The 18,129-nt window shown below is 57.5% G+C and carries 14 protein-coding genes; 10 read left to right on the top strand and 4 right to left on the bottom strand.

Translation table 11 applies throughout. The features are described from left to right. The first annotated feature begins 121 nt into the window (after window positions 1–121). From Pla100_RS21395 to Pla100_RS21380, 4 genes are all read left to right on the top strand, one after another. Window positions 122–1,711, top strand: a complete 1,590-nt coding sequence (locus Pla100_RS21395) for a hypothetical protein (RefSeq protein WP_146579973.1) — start codon at window positions 122–124, stop codon at window positions 1,709–1,711. Between the two features lie 91 nt (window positions 1,712–1,802). After that, the gene (locus tag Pla100_RS21390) at window positions 1,803–2,843 is read left to right on the top strand and encodes a hypothetical protein (RefSeq protein ID WP_146579971.1); all 1,041 of its coding nucleotides are present in this window, start codon (window positions 1,803–1,805) and stop codon (window positions 2,841–2,843) included. A gap of 106 nt (window positions 2,844–2,949) precedes the next feature. Then, on the top strand, window positions 2,950–3,195 hold the full coding sequence (rpmA, locus tag Pla100_RS21385) for a 50S ribosomal protein L27 (RefSeq protein ID WP_146579969.1): 246 nt from the start codon (window positions 2,950–2,952) through the stop codon (window positions 3,193–3,195). A gap of 19 nt (window positions 3,196–3,214) precedes the next feature. Further along, entirely contained in the window at window positions 3,215–5,239 is a 2,025-nt protein-coding gene (locus Pla100_RS21380) for an ATP-dependent helicase (RefSeq protein WP_146579967.1), read from the top strand. A gap of 111 nt (window positions 5,240–5,350) precedes the next feature. Here the strand turns inward: Pla100_RS21380 and Pla100_RS21375 are convergent, their stop codons facing one another. Then, window positions 5,351–7,042, bottom strand: a complete 1,692-nt coding sequence (locus Pla100_RS21375) for a flagellar basal body P-ring protein FlgI (RefSeq protein WP_231603312.1) — start codon at window positions 7,040–7,042, stop codon at window positions 5,351–5,353. Window positions 7,043–7,215: 173 nt separating this feature from the next. On the opposite strand from Pla100_RS21375, the gene yaaA reads away from it, so the two are divergent. Further along, window positions 7,216–8,007, top strand: a complete 792-nt coding sequence (gene yaaA, locus Pla100_RS21370; RefSeq protein WP_146579965.1) for a peroxide stress protein YaaA — start codon at window positions 7,216–7,218, stop codon at window positions 8,005–8,007. Window positions 8,008–8,223: 216 nt separating this feature from the next. On the opposite strand, the gene Pla100_RS21365 is transcribed toward yaaA, so the two are convergent. From Pla100_RS21365 to Pla100_RS21355, 3 genes are read right to left on the bottom strand one after another with little or no spacing between them, the layout of a single operon-like run. Next, window positions 8,224–9,468, bottom strand: a complete 1,245-nt coding sequence (locus Pla100_RS21365) for a DUF790 family protein (protein WP_146579963.1) — start codon at window positions 9,466–9,468, stop codon at window positions 8,224–8,226. A 2-nt stretch (window positions 9,469–9,470) separates the two neighbouring features. Continuing rightward, a complete protein-coding gene (locus tag Pla100_RS21360; RefSeq protein ID WP_231603311.1) occupies window positions 9,471–10,925 on the bottom strand; it encodes a DEAD/DEAH box helicase in 1,455 nt (484 codons plus the stop codon). A gap of 1 nt (window position 10,926) precedes the next feature. After that, window positions 10,927–12,096, bottom strand: coding sequence for a cytochrome P450 (locus Pla100_RS21355; RefSeq protein WP_146579958.1), 1,170 nt, complete (start codon window positions 12,094–12,096; stop codon window positions 10,927–10,929). Between the two features lie 211 nt (window positions 12,097–12,307). Between Pla100_RS21355 and Pla100_RS21350 the strand changes: the two genes are divergently transcribed. From Pla100_RS21350 to Pla100_RS21330, 5 genes are all read left to right on the top strand, one after another. Continuing rightward, a complete protein-coding gene (locus Pla100_RS21350) occupies window positions 12,308–12,967 on the top strand; it encodes a (2Fe-2S)-binding protein (RefSeq protein WP_231603310.1) in 660 nt (219 codons plus the stop codon). Further along, window positions 12,964–13,983 (top strand): FAD binding domain-containing protein, encoded by a 1,020-nt coding sequence (locus Pla100_RS21345; protein ID WP_146579955.1) that lies wholly within the window; start codon window positions 12,964–12,966, stop codon window positions 13,981–13,983. The genes Pla100_RS21350 and Pla100_RS21345 overlap by 4 nt, the downstream gene beginning before the upstream one ends. Window positions 13,984–14,100: 117 nt before the next feature. After that, on the top strand, window positions 14,101–16,347 hold the full coding sequence (locus tag Pla100_RS21340) for a xanthine dehydrogenase family protein molybdopterin-binding subunit (protein WP_146579953.1): 2,247 nt from the start codon (window positions 14,101–14,103) through the stop codon (window positions 16,345–16,347). After that, the gene (locus tag Pla100_RS21335; protein WP_146579951.1) at window positions 16,344–17,486 is read left to right on the top strand and encodes an XdhC family protein; all 1,143 of its coding nucleotides are present in this window, start codon (window positions 16,344–16,346) and stop codon (window positions 17,484–17,486) included. The genes Pla100_RS21340 and Pla100_RS21335 overlap by 4 nt, the downstream gene beginning before the upstream one ends. Continuing rightward, window positions 17,473–18,120 (top strand): nucleotidyltransferase family protein, encoded by a 648-nt coding sequence (locus Pla100_RS21330; protein ID WP_197168123.1) that lies wholly within the window; start codon window positions 17,473–17,475, stop codon window positions 18,118–18,120. Before Pla100_RS21335 ends, Pla100_RS21330 begins: the two co-directional genes overlap by 14 nt. Window positions 18,121–18,129 lie beyond the last annotated feature (9 nt).

Genomic DNA, 18,129 nt, shown 5'->3' with positions numbered 1-18,129 from the left:
GGAAACAGAGCGGTGTTTCCGTTCGCCCGCAGCGAAGGTCTTGGCGACTTTCCCTACGGGAAGCCGTGACTCGATCTACGTCGTTAACTATCGATTTACTCCATCGCTTGCGATTTTTGTGATGAATTCAGAAGTTCTCCGATTTTCGACACATCCCTCGGTATCCTCCGGTACCCGCCGTGGGTTCTTATCACGGATTTTGGCGGGTGGTGCCTTGGCGAGCAGTTGGGCTGCCGGTTGGCCGGACGCCGGCGATGCGTCCGCCGGCGAGTCTTCGCTACGGGTCAATCGCGGACGTGATTTGTTTCGCGTGCGGATGCAAATCGACGTCAAAGGCAACGTGAATTTAGCCAAAGATCCGATGATCCCGGACAGCCCCAAGCAGGTGCTGCCGATCACGGGCAAGATTTCGCTTGATTACGAAGAACGCTATTTGCGACCCGAGGGGGCAACCGCCGAGTCGGCCATCATCGTGGCCGAGCGACACTACCACGAAGCGACCGGCACCAGCACGCTCAACCGCACGACACAAGCGACTCAGCTTCGTGATTCGCTCGATTCGATCCTCGCCCGTCGGGAACAATTGCCCGAAACGATCTACTCCGGCGACGATTACTTGACCCACGAGGAAGTCGAATTGTTGCGGACGCCGGTGGCGAGCTGTGCGATCGATTCGTTGGTGCCCACGAAGACGCTTCGAGTAGGCGAGAAAATCGAAGTTGCGTCGATGACGTTGGCTTCGGTGTTCAACTTGACCGCGATCGCCGCTTCGGACGTGCAGATGGAGTTGGTGTCCGCCGACGCAGCCGACGCGAAACTTCAGATGCGAGGAAAAATCGAAGGCAGCGTTGCGGGCGTGCCGACGCAGCTTCACGTGTTGGGCAAATTGACGCTCGATTCCACCTTGCAAACGGTGACTTGGGCGGCGTTCGCGGTCCATGAAACACGAGAAATCGGCAACGCCGAGCCTGGCTTTGACGTCACCGCGACGATTCGGATGATCCGAAAACCGCTCGCCAAACCGGAACGTTTGCCTCTAATTGCCGCGAAAGTCGATTTCGATCAATCGCCTCCCCGCGATCGCTTGCTGATGAACATCGGCAGCGATTATGTCGGCGTCAATGCACTGATGGACCGTCGTTGGCGGATCATGAAAGACGCACCCGGCGAAGCGATCTTGAGGATGATCGAAAACGACCGATCAATCGCTCAACTCAACCTGCGGCCGCTACCCCGATTGGCCGAAGGCGAACAGTGGACGATCGAAGCGTTCGAATTGGACGTCAAACGTAAACTCGGAGATCGGTTCGGAGAAATCCTGCAGAGCCAAACGGACCTCACCGAAAGCGGGTTGCGAATGTTGCGGGTCGTCGCGACCGGCCAAGTCCAAGGGGTCCCGATCCAGTGGATCATGATGCACTTTAGCGATGACGAGCAACACCGCGTCGTCGCCACGTTGACGATGGACGGTGAAAGTGTGCCGAAACTCGACGGGGCGGATGTCCAACTGGCCGCGTCGTTGCAATTGGCCAATCCCCGAGGGAACGTAGCGAGCGGAGCCGGGGAGCACCAATCGGACGAAAAGTCGGGCCAAACCGGCGAAAAACTGGGCGACACGGGCTCGACGCGACTAGAATCGATCGCATCACGTCCGAGCGACGAATCCTCCGGCGAAGTCTCTTCGGCCAGCGACATTCCGGTTCAACGTTGAACCGGAACGGCGGCGAAGGACGTATCCTTTCCATCCCCCGTCGTGACGTTACCGCGTCACCGATTCCGTTCCCGCCCCCACCGGCAATTTGATGCACAGATCTGTTCAAGTTACCAACGCGGTTTTCCTCCGCACTCGACTTTCACGCTGGGTGGTGTCTGCGTGTTGGTTGGCGTGCGGGTTCGGCGTTTCCTCCGTCGCCATGGCTCAAGGGGCCGCCAATGCCAAGGCCGATCAATCGACCCAGGTCCAGACGCAGTTCGCACCCGGGGTGGTCACCGTCATTCCACCCGCTCCGGACCCCAAGGAAACCTTTGACGGGCCGTTGACGCTGCAGACGATGATCGACGCTCATCCGGAAATCAGTTGGCAAACGGGAAATCACCCCGAAGGGCGGCCTCATTTCGACCCACGCTCGCGCACGCTTGAGGAAATGGCCAAACAGGTGATCCTCCGCCGCGAAATCTTCTGTTTGGAGTTTTCGTTCAAACCGCTGCGTCAGATCTATCTCGATATTCCCCGTCCGGACGGCCGATTGCAACGCAAACTGGTCCATTACATGGTCTACCGCGTCCGTTATCGCGGTGGCGACTTGCGGCCGGCCGCCGACAATCCGAACACGCCGGTCTATAAGCGGATCGAGTCGATCAGCTACAACACGAAGCGGTTCTTTCCTATGTTCGTTCTCGAAGACCACGAGTCGGGCAAGAAGTTCACCGATCAAATTTTGCCAACCGCGATGCAGCGGATCGCGATCCGCGAACAGATTTCGACGCGTCTGTACAATTCGGTCGACATCTCGTCGATCAAAATCCCGCGAACCGAAGACGACGACTCGCCTGGCGTTTGGGGCGTCGCAACCTGGGTGGACATCGACCCGAACATCGATTTTCTATCCGTCAACGTATTCGGTTTGACCAACGCATTCGAGCAGGACGGCGAGGGAGCCGACGCCCCCTATCGACGCAAAGCCTTGATGCTGAACTTCTATCGGCCGGGCGATTCGATGGACCAGACCGCCGACCGGGTGCGATTCGGCGTGCCGGCGTTCGACGACCCGGCAGAACAGGCCTATGTCCTAAAAAAATATGGGCTCAATGAACGCCTTGATTACCGGTGGGTCTTCCGCTAATCTCTCCCGACTGCAAACCACGCGAGGACCGTTCGCGGGCCAATGATCGCCTGTGGCAGGTTCCCTCTCTCCGATTTAACTCAACCGAAACACTTGAAACAGCTCGATGGCACACAAAAAGGGACAAGGCAGTAGCCGCAACGGTCGTGATAGCAACGCACAACGTCGTGGCGTGAAGAAATTCGGCGGTGAAGCCGTTCGCGCCGGCAGTATCTTGGTTCGTCAGGTCGGCACCAAGTTCCACCCCGGCAAGGGCGTCGGAATGGGCAACGATTACACCCTGTTTGCTCTCGTCGACGGACACGTGCGTTTCGATCGCGAAGGTCGTCGAATCAACATCGACGTCGCCTGAGACTTCTGAGCAAGCACTCTTGAATGGATTCAGCGTCGAGGGGCTCAACCCTCCGCAAGCCGAAGCGGTCCAAACGCTATCCGGACCGCTTTTGGTTTTGGCCGGCGCGGGTACTGGAAAAACCCGGGTCGTGACCTTTCGGATCGCCAACTTGATCAAGCACGGCACCCAGCCGCAGCGGATCTTGGCGGTCACGTTCACCAACAAAGCCGCCGGCGAGATGCAAGATCGCGTCGGCGAGTTGCTAGGTCACAAAAACAAACCACGTCGTCGCCGTGGTGAACCGGCCACGCCTAAGCCGATGGTCAGCACGTTCCATTCACAGTGCGTTCGCATCTTGCGGGAACACGCCAACGCGCTCGGGTTTCCCAAGAAGTTTTCGATCTACGATCGTAGCGACCAAGAATCCATCGCCCGGCAAATTTTGCGTGAATTACGTTTGCCCGGCACCGCGATTAAACCGTCGGACATGCTCAACATCATCAGCGGCTGGAAAAGCGCGTCGGTGAAACCCGAGCAAGCGGGCATGATCGCGAGCACCGACAAAGAACATTTTGCCGCGTCGGGTTATCGTCGATATCAAAACGCGCTGCGGGCCCGAGGCGCGATGGATTTCGACGATCTTCTGCTCTATACCGAAGAACTCCTCACCGGCCATGAGGAAATCCGGCTCGCCGAAGCGTCCAAATACGACCACGTCCTCGTCGACGAATACCAGGACACCAACGGCAGCCAATACCGGATCACCAAGGCACTCGTCCAAGACCATCGCAACCTGTGCGTCGTCGGTGACGATGATCAATCGATCTACGCTTGGCGAGGTGCCGACGTCAGTCACATCCTGAGCTTTTCGAACGATTGGCCCGACGCCAAGATCGTGTGGCTCGAAGACAACTATCGCAGCACCGGTGCGATCTTGCAGATGGCCAACACCTTGATCGCGTTCAACACAGAACGCCACGACAAAGTGCTCAAGCCCGACCTGCCGATGGGCAAACGGCCTCGCATCGTTCAACACAAAGACGAGCAGACCGAAGCCGAAACGATCGTTCGCGAGATCAGACATTTGATCGACAACGAACACATTCAACCCAAAAACATCGCCATCCTGTTTCGCACCAACGAACAACCGCGTCTGTTCGAAACCGAACTACGTAAGGCCGACGTTCCCTACGTGATGCTGGGAAGTCAATCGTTCTTTGATCGCCGCGAAGTCAAGGACATGGTCGCGTATTTGAAGTGGATCGACCAGCCCGACGATGAAGTCTCGTTGCTACGGATCGTTAACACGCCTGCCCGGGGCTTGGGCACCAAGACGACGAGGATGCTGATCGAACGCGCCGTCGCCCGCGGCGTTTCGGTGTGGCAGATCATGCAAGACGCGTCCGTCGTTGACGAGTTACCCGCCGCCGCTCAACGTGGTATCGCGGGATTGAAACAACTATGCACCGACGTGCAACAACGAGCCGCGAACGATTCGTTGCGGGAGGCGATGGAAACCCTGTTGCAACGCACCGCGTATGGCGAAGAGATCGCCCGCATGTACGATCAACCCGAGGAACGCGAATCACGAATGGCATCGCTCGGCGAAGTCACCAACGCGATCGCCGCTTACGAAGACAAAAGCGAAAAGCCCGATCTGTCGGGTTTCCTCAGTGAGATCGCTTTGTCGGGTCGCGAGATGGGCAGCGAGAAAGATAAACTCGCGATGAAGAACGCGGTGTGGTTGTTAACGATGCACGCGGCGAAGGGTTTGGAATTCCCGGTCGTGTACTTGGTCGGGATGGAAGACGGCATCCTGCCTCATAGCCGCAGCGTCAAGAGCGGCAACGAAAGCGACATCGCCGAAGAGCGACGGTTGTGCTATGTCGGGATCACCCGCGCCCAAGACACGCTAACGATGTCCCTCGCACTGACGCGTCGCAAATGGGGCAAACCGATCCCGACAACGCCGAGCCGATTCCTGTACGAGATCACCGGCAAAGCAGACAACCCAAACAAATACCGAAAACAAGGCAAACGAGGCCAACCGACAAAGCGGTAACTCGGTTTCAAACTTAAACTTAAACTTAAACTTAAACTTAAACTCACTTCTTTGGGTTTAAGTTTAAGTTGAGGTTTAAGTTTAAGTTTGACATCGACCGACAGCTATTACTCACTCGTCGTCGTCATCGTCTTCGCTTGTCTCTTCATCGCGGTAGTATGTTCGTTGGAACTGAGGCAACGGATCGAACGCTAACTGATCGACCAAGACGCCTTGTTCTTTGGCCATTCGCAACGTCGCCACGGCGTCACCGTAGCCGCCACCGACTTCGGTGATCCCGCGCAAGATCGCTTGCCAAGTGCCTTCGATTTCCGCGAACGCGTCTTCTTGTCCGGGACGGAATCGGCTGATGCGGAATCGACCGGCCGAGGTCGCTTCACCTTCGATTCGGCGGATCACCATACCGGCAGGACCGATGAAGAATGATTCCATCGCGGGCCGCGCGACGTCGCCCATCAAGACGATTTCGGGTTTACGGTTGAGTGACACGACGACGGCGGCCGGGCCTTTGGAGGGAATCTCGTACAAGCGGAATTGCCCTTTGAGGTTCTCGCCGCCGAGCGAGTCTTTGGCATCCTTGCGTTCACGCAGTGTCACCATCGCACCGTACCGAGTCTCCAGACTCGCTTCGTCGAGTAGCTTGCGAACCGAGTTGCCCACCGTCGGATTGGCGAGTCCTTGCAACGCGGCCAACGCGGGGGCACGGAACGCTGGATGGTTTCGGATGCCTTCGACCAACGGCGCGACCGCTTCGACGCGGTCCAAGTAGGCGAGCGCTTCGGCGGCATAGAAACGTAGTTCGGGGTTGGACAGTTCGGTCGCTTCGATCAATGTCGGGATCGCCATCTCGCCCAAGGCTTCGAGTTGGATCGCGGCGTCGAATGCGGTCGGCGGGTTGCGAAGTTTCTCGGCGAGGTCGACGAGTTTGGCCTGCGTCCCGGTCGACTCGGGCGCGACCGCGATCGCGCGAACGACGGCCATGAACCGTTCTTCGTGATGCCGGTATCGTGGATGAACGTCCAATTCGATGTAGTCGTCCTCGATCGCTTTGGCGATGCCACGGCGAGTTGTTCCGTCAAAGAAATAAAAGCGTCGATTGATGGCGTCGGCGATGGCGGTGGCCAGCTTGACGTGTTGATACTTCGGACGCAAAACCAATCCCAGCTTGCGATCCAGTTGCACCATTCCACCCGAGAGGATTCGGCCGGTGACTTGCAGTGTGGCGTCGTCGGTTCCGTCGAAATCCGCCCGCGTTAAAATCGGTCCCGTCCCGATCGCCATGACGTCGCTGCTGCGAACACTGTTTTGCAAGACTTGTTGATGACGCAGCCGCGTGTCGAGCAACCACCCACCGTGCAGATCGGTCGCTTCGGTTTTCGGCGGTGTCAGAATTTGCAAATCAATCGGATCGCCCCGGCGTGATCCGGGCGGGATCAACCCACGGACTTGGACGAGGGCGGTGTCGTCACGTTCGAGATACTCGTTCGGGTTGGGGACTTCGTTGCGTTTCATCTCTTCGAGCAGCCGATCGCGAAATCCCGACGGCAGGGCGGGACCGCCGGTCCCCGGCAACCGGTTGACGACGGCGACGCCATCGATCCTGATTTCGTTGAGCCCTTGTGCCACGGCGGCTTCACGCACCAAATCCGGCGGCTCGGGGGCGGCAAGCAATTTTTTTAGATGCGGATCGCCGTCTTGGCTGGACTTGCCGCGGTCGAGCAAGGACGAACATCCCGTCGACATCAGTCCGCCGGCGGCGAGCAGGATCGTGAGGCAAATCAGCCCGAAACGCGATGAAAGCATAGCTGAGGTCGGATAATGGAAGCGGTCTCAAATCGGCGTGAGCCAAACAGCGCCGTGATTGCCTTGGAGCTAGCCGATTGGTGGTCGCGAACACAAGAGACGTTTTGTAAGCTCGCCCCGAAACCACTTCCAAAATCACGCCGAAACTCGTCACTTTTCGAATCGAAGACATCATGCTGATCGTTCTGTCACCCGCCAAAACGTTGGATTTTGAATCCGAAATTTCCGTCCGTTTGCCCGAGATCGCCGCGTCGGACCGCCAGCCGGTTCTGATCAATCAAAGCAGGCGATTGGCCGAACGGCTCAAGCGTGAAACTCCCGCTGGACTGCGGCAAATGATGGGGATCAGCGAAACGCTTGCCGAGCTGAACCATCAACGATTCCAAGACTGGGAGGCACCTCACCCCAAACAAGGATCCAAAGAAGCGTTGTTCGCGTTCCAAGGCGACGTTTACCAGGGTCTGAAGGCGGAAACCCTCACGACGCTGCAAATCGAACGCGCCCAAGAACAACTCCGCATTCTGTCAGGACTCTACGGCGTGCTGCGGCCGCTCGACCGTATGTTGCCGTATCGTTTGGAAATGGGGACGTCGCTCGACGGTGATTGGGGGAAAGACCTCTATGCCTTTTGGGGCGATCGCGTGACGAAGCTCTTGGCCGAACAAATGGAACACAACCGCTCGCGTTTCTTATTGAACTTGGCGTCCAACGAATACTTCCGCGTTGTAAAAAAATCGATACTGCCCGCACCGATCGTTTCGCCGGCCTTCAAGGAGGTCAAAAACGGCAAGGCAACGATCGTCAGTTTTTTTGCCAAAAAGGCGAGAGGCTCGATGGCGGCGTGGGTGATCCGAAACAAAGTCAAAACGGAAGCAAAGCTAACGCAGTTCGCCGAGGACGGGTACCGCTATGATCCCAAATCGTCGACGTCTTCGGTCCCAGTGTTCTTGAGGCAAGCGACTTAGCTTTCGTTCGGAATTAAGTTGCCTGATCCAACCCCCACGAGCTCGTCTCGTGGGTGAATTAGCTTGCCAACCTCAGCTTCCTGCCAGACGAGCTGGCAGGGGAGCAATCCATGAGGACTTGTGGCCTATAGAAGGGGCGGGAGCCTGGGAACGAGTTTCAACACGGTTCACCGGCAGTTCTAAGCGGGACGCTTCTCTATCGCGCTGCGGCTCAGGTCACTGTTTGGACTCGACTGCGGCGATCCACTCCGACGGAGCTTGCTTGGGATCAAACAAGAGGAAAGACAAAGTCAACACCTCGGCAATTTTTTCGGCGCGCTCGGACGGCTTTTTAGGAAACATCAGTAACCAGCGATCACGACGATCTTGTTGCCCGCCGTCGAGCCAACCACGCATTCGTTCGGATTTGTCCCGCAAGTACTCCGGCGTCCAGAACCCGATCACCTCCAAAAAGATCTTTCGCCCGTCGTCATGACGCAGCACGAAATCGGGGGTCAAGACGGTCTGCCCACGCACCAACAATTCGCTCTCGCGTTCCAAACGCCACGCGGGTGGCGGATTGCGTTGCCACGCCGCATCGACTTGCCTCTCGAATTCGGAATCAAAATCGTCTTCGGGCTGAAGCGGCGATCGCAAGCGATCTTTTGGAGAAACGTCCAAACGCAAGACTTGATGGTTCGGACCGAGCACGCGGGCCGACAGTTGCCATCGTCGACACGTCAACAGTTTCGGCAACAACTTGGCAAACCCGATCCCGTATCGGGTCGTTTCCCGCAAACACGAACCGGCACCATCGAGCTGGAATCGAAACCCCGGTTCGGGACGGTCGATCTTGTCGATGCGGTGCATGAGTCGCGCGAGCTTGGCATGCCGCGCGATCGTTTTGAAATCCGACCAAGCATCGATGCGCACCGATGTCGCCCGGTACAAGGCGGCCTGCGTTTGAGCCATGTTGTAAGCCGATAACCAATCGATGGGCGTGAGTTTATCGTCAAACTCCTGCAAGCGTTGCAACTCGATGACGTCGGCAAACATGCGTGATTCGATCTCCGGCCAACTCAGTCCCACCGCTTCGCACACGATTTGTCGAGCCGACGCCAAGTCGTGTTCGAAGATGCCTTCGCGTTGTGAAACGATCGGATGTAATGGCGAGGCGGCTTCGAACACGCGGCACCGCAATGCGCTGGCCGCCCGGCCGTTCGCTTCGTACCGGGCCGAGTCGTCGAACAATTTGCAGAATGCGGCAATCCGCTTGGGGGGACATCCGGGAACGCTCGACAACACATCCGCGACGCCACGATGGATCTCTTGGCGCGCTTCGCCGATCGAATTTCGGTAGAGGTTTAAGCACGCATCCACGGCGTCGATGTACGCGGAATCCCGTTCCCGCATTAAGCGATCCGGTTGAATCGTTCGACGACGAAAGTCGATCTCCGCAAGAGAATGTTCACTACGCAGCATGGTTAACGGGTACGTTTTTGATAGGCGTCATTGCGACGTCGATTGCGACTGCGTTTGACTTCGTTGGTGGCGTCGGTGACGATCTCGTACAAGGTCGCTCGTTCGTTTCGGGTGCCTTTTCGCAACACACGTCCAAGTCGCTGGATCGCTTGACGTTGGCTTGATAAACCGCCCAACACGATCGCCGTCTTCACATCGGGAAGATCGACGCCTTCGTCTAAGACGCGATTGGCGACCAACACCGGATAGCGACCTTCGGCGAATCGTTGCAAGACTTCTTGTCGTTCCTTCTTGGCACAGTGCGATAGCAAGCACGGCACCATGAAACGCATCGAGATCGCTCGGGCCATCACGTTGGTGCCGGTGAAAACGATCACCGGCTGGCCGGCGTGGAGGCGGAACAGGTCTTCGAGGGTCCGCATCTTCGCGTCGGCTTGGTCTTCGATTTTTTGCTTGGCCCGGAACGCGGCCGCGGCGGCACCGGCTGCGGCGGCTCGCTCCGGTTCGGTTCGCGTCAACGCGGTGAGTTTGTGAATGTCTTCCCAACGGAACTTCGGATCGAGTTCGCGTTGGGAGGCGACAAACTCACGGACGGTTCGCGAATGCGAGTCGTAGGCGTGGCGTTCCGACGCCGTCAACGGCACGGCGATGCGGTGAATGCGATACTCGGCCAACGTATCTCCTGACGCATCGCCGATGGCCTGATGATGCAACGTCGGACCGACGAGTTCATGCAAGGTTTGCAGACGCGTTTCATCGTCGGGCAACGTCGCCGTCAATCCCAATCGAATCGTCGCGGTCGACATTCTCGCCGCGTCGCTTCGCCAAGCACCGGCCAAATGGTGGACCTCGTCGAACACGATCATGTGATATCGATTACCGATGCGGGGCATGTGAATCGCTGCCGAATCGTAAGTCGCGATACTGATCGGGGAGACACGATGCACTCCGTCGCCGATCAAACCGGCATCGACCCCGGTGGCTTCCAAAATCTTGGCGTGCCATTGGTACATCAAATCGCGGACCGGAACCACGATCAACGAACTGCACCGGGCTCGTAACAGACACTCGATCGCGACGACGGTTTTGCCAGTCCCGGTCGGCATCACCAGCAACCCGCGACGACCGCCAGATTCAAAGTCCTCGACGGCTTGAACTTGATCGCCGCGCAATCGGATGTGACGCCGGTCGCGATAGTCCGGTTGCCACTGCTGATCGGCTGACGCCCGCCATTGGATTGCGCCCGGCGCGACGTGCTCGAGCGTCTCTCTCAAACGACTCGCCCACATCGCATCGCACCGATAACACCGGTCACGGTCGTCATAGACCAACGGAATCCCTTGAAGATTTTCACGCAGACGTTCCGCTAACGAACCATGGGCGGGATCGTCTTTGGGGCGTGACAGCCGACGGATTCGTAGCGTGCCTTCGTGAAAGTCGACGTGCAAATCCGCCATCTTAAGATTCGGATGGTTCGAGTCGGCTCCAGCGAACGCGGAGCGATTCATAGCCGACCTGACGGACGAACCGTTCCTCTCGCTCGGTTTGTGGTTTCGCTTCGATCACTTCGATACGATCCACGGTCCGGCAAATCGTCTCGAGCAAACTGCGGATCACCAAGCGAGCGTGCGGGGCACCTTGACAGAGGTGGTTCCGATATCCGAACGAAACATGAGGGTTGGGCCGGCGGTCCAACCGAATCTCTTCGGGTTGGTCGAAGACCGTCTCGTCGTGATTGGCCGATGCCCAACATAACCCGACACGTTCATTCGGAGCCACCGACACGCCATGAATGTCCGCACCGTTGGGGCAGACACGGCCGATTTGGGTTAACGGCATGAAGACCCGAAAGAACTCTTCGCTGGCCAACGTGATGCGGGTGGGATCGTCTCGCAAATACGCCAACGCTTCCGGACGCCAAGCCAAATGTGCGATCATCGAGGTCGCCGTGTGGATGATCGTGTCACGGCCGCCGGCGAAGGTCAGGTTCCCAAACCCCAGACACTCCTGCCGCGTCAATCGTCGTCCCTCGAACGTCGCTTGAATCAGCGCGCTGAAGAAATCATCTCCCGGATCGGCTTCGGCTTGGTCGAATCGTTCGTTCAAATAATCTTCCAACACGTTCCCTGTTTTGAAGGTTCCGCCGGTGACTTTGAAGACATGGATTCCCCACCCGATCCAGATGTCGGCCTCCGACTCCGGAACGTTGAGCAATTGCGTGAGCGCACGCGATTGAATCGGCAAGGCCAATTCTGAAACCGCGTCGAACGAGTCGGCTTTGAACGATGACGCGACGGCTTCGTCGATCATGCGTTTGACCGAGGCGATCACATCGGGCCGTTTGGCTCGCAGGAAAAACGGTTCGGTCAGTTTGCGATATTCGGTATGTCGCGGCGGGTCGGTTTCGATCGGCAACTGGCGGATCGTCCGCACAGCCTCCTCCGACGGGATCGGGACGCGAAACGGGGCATCGGAACTGTACGTCCGCCAATCCGCCGCCGCGTCGCGGACGTCGGAGTGACGCAGAATCATCGTGATCGATTCGCCGTGAAACGGACATCGCATCACGCCATCGGTTTGGCGGATTTCACGGAACGGGTCGTGAGATTGGATGGAGGACGACGTCATCGAAGGATCAAGCTTACGTTTGAGAGGAAGGTTCGGGCCACGATCAATTTCGCGTTTGCATTGTAACCCGGCAACCGGATCCAACGGGTCGCTGATCGGCGTCGCTACAAATCAATCCGGAGAGTCAAGGCGGGAAACGGGTTTTGCGGCGCGATGTTTGCGTAGCGTGGATCGCGTGATCGCGTCCATCGACTTCCACGGAGCCGGGCCCTTGAAAAATCCACCTGAAATCAAACGTCGTGAATTCTTGCGAAACGTCGGTGCCGCGTCGGCCACCGGTGCCGTTCACGCAAGTCACTCCCATGCTGACGAAAGTGCTTCATCGACCAATGGCGAAGCTTCCGGCAACGCGGCCCAGATCGATCGGGTCAAAATCTCGATCCGGATCAACGGCCAACCGCACGATTTGACGATCGATTCACGAACGACGCTGGTCGATTTATTGCGTGAAAACCTCGGTTTGTTTGGAACAAAGAAGGGCTGTGACCACGGTTCCTGCGGTGCTTGTACGGTTCACATCGACGGCAAACGCGTGCTGTCGTGCCTGACGCTGGCCGCGACGATCGATGGAGCCGACGTGCGAACGATCGAAGGGCTCGCCGGGGAAGACTCGCTGCATCCGATGCAGGAAGCCTTCCTTCGCTGCGATGCGTACCAATGCGGATACTGCACGCCCGGGCAAATCATGTCCGGAGTGGCGTGCATCGACGAAGGACACGCTTCGGGGCCCGCCGAAGAGACTCGGGAATGGATGAGCGGGAATTTGTGTCGTTGTAGCGCGTACCCGAATATCCTCGCCGCCGTGCGACAAACCGCCGGCAGTGAACCGGTCAACGATCCGACCGAGGCGACGTTGGAGGCTTCCCGATGATTCCGTTTAAATATCACCAACCGTCGTCGCTCGACGATGCTCAATCGGCCCTGACCCAAGAACGTTGCATGCCGATTGCCGGCGGCACAACGATGATCGATTTGATGAAACTCAATGTTCTCAAACCGACCAAGGTGGTTCATGTTCGAAGCGTTTTGGATGAATCGGTTGAGACGAAAAATGGCTTTTTGGTAATCGGCGGCGGCTGCACGATGGCGGGGCTGGCCGATCATGAGGCCGTGCGAGATCGTTTCCCCGTCATTCGCCAGTCGTTGATCCTGGCCGCTTCGCCCCAAATTCGCAACATGGCGACGATCGGTGGCAATCTATTGCAACGCACCCGATCGCCCTACTATCGGCACACCGACATGCCCTTGCCAGAGGAACCGGCGTCGCGATTCGGCGAAGGCGTCGAGACAACTTTGTTGGCCGTCTTAGGTAACGGTGGGCGTTTGGTCGGCATGTATCCGGGTGACTTTGCGGTGACGGTGACGGCATTCGACGGGCAGCTTGAACTCAGTGGTCCCGATGGCGTGCGGACCGTTGCGGCTCGTGATTTTTACCAAGTTCCCGGCGAGTCGTTTCAATACACGACGTTGCTCCAACCGGGTGAATTGATCACGCGTGTCAAGCTTCCGATCAGCGAACCGCTCCGCAACAGTTATTATCTCAAGGTTCGCGAACGAAGCAGTTACGCGTTCGCCTTGGCGAGTGCCGCCGTCGGACTACAAATCAACAACGATCAAATCGAGGCGGCTCACGTCGGGATCGGCGGACTCGGTTCGATCCCATGGCACAGTCCCGAGGCGGAAGCTGCCCTAATCGGCAAGCCACCGACCGATGCGACCTTCGAAGCCGCCGCCGATGCCGCGCTTCAAACTGCCAACCCGCCTTTGGGTTTGGAATACAAGGTGCCCTTAGCCAAACGCACGCTCATTCGGGCGTGGAAAACACTTCGTGACCAAGGACCGCTCAGCGACGAGCAGCTTTGGGCGATGCAACACGGTCGATCCTAAACGCTAATCCGAAAAGGGGTCTGACCCTTTGGAGGCGAGTCGAGTTTTGTTGTCTTTTTCGTATCGCCGAATAGGGTCAGACCCCTTTTCGGATAAGCTCCAAGCGAGAACTTTGTCATGGCTTATGAATCATTGCAACTCGACGGTCCCGTCGGAAAATCCTTGGTCCGCGTCAGCGGTCGCGAGAAGGTCACCGGCTCAGCCACCTTCACCGCCGAATGGCCGATCGAGAATCTGCTGCACTGCGTGGCCGTTCCGGCCACGGTTGCCCATGGGACGATCGATTCGATCGACACGTCCGAAGCCGCTTCGATGCCGGGCGTTCGTTTGATCATCACACCGGAAAACGTTCCCAAGATCAAACAAGTTCAATCAGGTAGCGAGACGAACTTCAAAACCTCCATCTCCTCCAAGCTCTATCCGGCATCGGAGAACGAGATATTTTTCGCCGGCCAATACGTCGCTGCGGTCGTGGCGGAGTCATTCGAATCGGCACGTGACGCGGCACTCGCCGTGAAGGTCAACTACCAAATCAAACCACACACCACGGATATCGACGACGCTCCCGCCGATGAACGTCCCGACAGTGTGATGGGAGCCCCAGCGGTGATTTCGATCGGTGATGCGGATGCGGCATTGGATAAGGCCGCGATCAAAGTCGATCACCAGTATCCGTTGATCGGAAATCATCATAATCCGATCGAACCGCACGCGACGATCGCTCACTGGTCGACCCAAAACAACAAGCCTTTTCTAACCGTATACGACGCTTCGCAAAGCCTACCGATCGCCCAAGCGAGCTTGGTAAAAGTCTTCGGACTCGACCCCAAACAAGTTCGTGTGATTTGCAAATATGTCGGTGGTGCATTTGGGTCGAAAGGCTTGATGTGGCCTCAAGCGTTGGTGGCATGCTTCGCTAGCAAGATGACCGGCCAACCGGTCAAGTGCGTTGTCACTCGCCGACAAATGTACGGAGGCACGGGGCATCGCACCCCGATCCGACAACGCGTCGCGATCGGTTGCGACGAATCCGGCAAGATTCAATCGGTGATTCATGAGGGCTACGCGTCAACGGCCATCAAAGACACCTACACCGAAGCGTTCACGATGGCGACGCGAATGATGTTGCAAACCCAAAATCTGCGACTGTCACAAAAGCATTGTCGATTGAATACACAGATTCCGACTTTCATGCGAGCGCCAGCCGAAACCCCCGGAATGTTCGCGCTCGAATCGGCCGTCGATGAAATGGCGGTCAAATTGAACATGGATCCGATCGAGTTTCGACGCATCAATGAACCGGAAAAGGACATCCATCAAGACAAACCGTTCAGCAGTCGATTGTTGATGGAGTGTTACGATCGCGGAGCCAAACGTTTTAATTGGTCCAAGCGAAATAAGCAGCCGCGTCAAACCCATGACGGCGATTGGCTAATCGGTCACGGCGTGGCGTCGGCGACGTATCCCTACTTAACGTTCCCCACCAAAGTCGAGTTGACTTGGAAGTCAGACGGAACCGTGAATATTAAATGCTGCACCCATGAGATCGGTACTGGCATTCGGACCGCCGCAGGACAGTTGCTTGCGGACATGCTCGGTATCCCAGCGTCACGGGTATCGATGGAAATCGGTGATACCGACTTGCCACCTGGAGGCGTCACTGGGGGCAGTGCCACCACGGCAAGTGTCGGAGGCGCGATCCGATTGGCGCTCGAGAAACTGAAAAAACGATTGATCGAACTGGCACCTGAGGGCTCTCCGATCGCGGGTGTCGAAGCCGAGAACATTCGCTTGCGAAATGGAAAGTTGATTGCGGGCGAAAATGCGGAATCAGCAATGCTCGCCGTGGAGGATCTGTTATCGGCCGCGATGAAGGATCGCGTCAGTGCGATCGGGGACTTTAAAGGCCCTAAAGATTCCCCGACGTCGAATCATTCCTTTGGTGCGACTTTCGTCGAAGTCGCCGTCGACGAGACGCTTGGTTTGGTTCGAGTGCGACGGATGTTGGGCTGCTACGCTTGTGGCACGATCTTGAACGCACGTACGGGGCGCAGCCAATTCATCGGAGGTTTGATCTTTGGCGTCGGACACGCATTGCAAGAGGCGACGCACTGGGATCATCGTTTGGGACGGATTACCAACGACAACTTGGCCGAATACCACGTTCCCGTCAACGCGGATATTCCCGACCTCGACGTGATGTGGATCGACACGCCCGACTTCAATGCGTCACCGATCGGTGCCAAAGGGATCGGTGAAATTGGTATCACCGGCGTCGCTGCGGCCATCGCCAACGCGGTGTACAACGCGACGGGCAAACGTATTCGGTCCCTGCCCATCACACCTGAAAAGGTGATGGCGTGAGCGTTTCCAAAATCGTCGACTTGGCGATCATGTCTTTCGAAGACGACGAAACATGCGTCCTGTGTACCGTCGTTCGGCTCGACGGTAGTGGTTACGGTCGCCCCGGTGCACGGCTGTTGTTAACGCCATCGGGCGAGCGTGAAGGTTACATCAGCGGCGGTTGTTTAGAAAAAGATCTGTGCCGCCGCGTTTGGGAAGCGACGAACAACGGCCCGCGTTTGATCGTCTTGGACACCCGCGGCAACTCGGTCGAAGGCCAGCGTTATGGCACCGGCTGCGAAGGGCTCGTTTACGTTTTGTGTCAAAGAGTCGATCGAAGTCATCCAGCCGCGATCGATGTGCTTCGCCGAGTCCAAGAACAACGCCAAGATGCCAAGCTGTTGACGATCTACCGAAGTGATTCGTCCGACTATCACGTCGGTGATCAATGGACCGAGGCCAGCTTCGCGGATCAGCTACCCCCGAGTGTGAGTCAAGAGTTTCGTAGCGTAAGTCGAAACGCCTCCATCGTATTCACCGACGAAGCGGGCAACGAAGTCGAAGCGGCGATCGAGATTATTCGGCCCCGTCGAGAACTGGTGATCTTCGGTGCCGGTGATGATGTCATTCCGGTCGTCCAAGCGGCCTCGGTTTTGGATTGGGAAGTGACCGTGGTCGGCCATCGCCCCGAGCTGGCCGACCCGTCTCGTTTTCCAACCGCGCGGGTTCAATGCGGCCCGCATCACCTGGTGGCCCGATCGCTGTCGCTATCCGAGCGAACGGATGTGGTCGTGATGACGCATGACTTTGCCCGCGATGGGGAACTGTTGCCGGTCTTGCTCGATTCCCCCGTCCGTTCGATCGGGCTGCTCGGGCCAAAACGACGACTCGGACGTTTGGTGCAAGAACTCTACAAGCGAGGTCGAAAACTGAGCGACAATGACATCGCACGGCTTCGTTCGCCGATCGGTTTGGACATCGGCGCGATCTCACCCGCCGAAATTGCGATGGCGATCATGGCCGAATTGATCGCCATGCCCGGTGAGCTTATCTCTCAGCCCGGTGAACGTATCAGCCAGACGACCGGACGCATCGGTCAACCACTGCACGACCGGCTCGAACCGCTTCACGAACCGGTCCCTCATCTTGTTGCCTCCTGAATCGCCACGTCCGTGCAACGCGATCCTGCTCGCCGCCGGTGCCTCACGGCGTCTCGGTCGTCCTAAACAACTTTTGCCGATCGGTGGCCGAACGCTGATCGAACACGCGATCGATGGACTGCGACAAACGAGTGTCGATCACATCGTCGTCGTCATGGGGGCTCGATCGGATGCCATCACGTCGGTCATCGTCGGGCGAAATGATTCGCGTCTGAGATGCGTTGAAAACAAAGCCTGGTCCACCGGTCAAGCGAGCAGCTTATCATTCGGACTATCGAAGGCTCGAGAGCTGCACCCACAAGCCGATACACTGGTGACATTGTGCGATCAACCATTGATCGAGTCGTCGCACTATCAACTACTGATCGATACCATGCGCCCAGGAATATCGGTCGCGGCCACGATCTACAATTCAGGAGGCGGCGTTCCGGCCTGTTTCGCACCGGAAGTGATTGCGGACTTGATCAACGATTTGCAAAACGAAGGAGCCAAACGATGGATTCGCCGGCAACCGTCATCGCGAGTGGTCCAACTCCGATGCAACCAACCGCTCATCGACATCGATACTGAAGAGGACTACGAAGCAATCGAATCCATGATCGCAATGCGTGCTCATCAACAAGATGTTCCGTAGGATCGAATG

The organism is Neorhodopirellula pilleata (assembly GCF_007859915.1).
GTDB lineage: Bacteria > Planctomycetota > Planctomycetia > Pirellulales > Pirellulaceae > Rhodopirellula > Rhodopirellula pilleata.
This window is presented reverse-complemented; position numbering and strand designations above follow the sequence as displayed.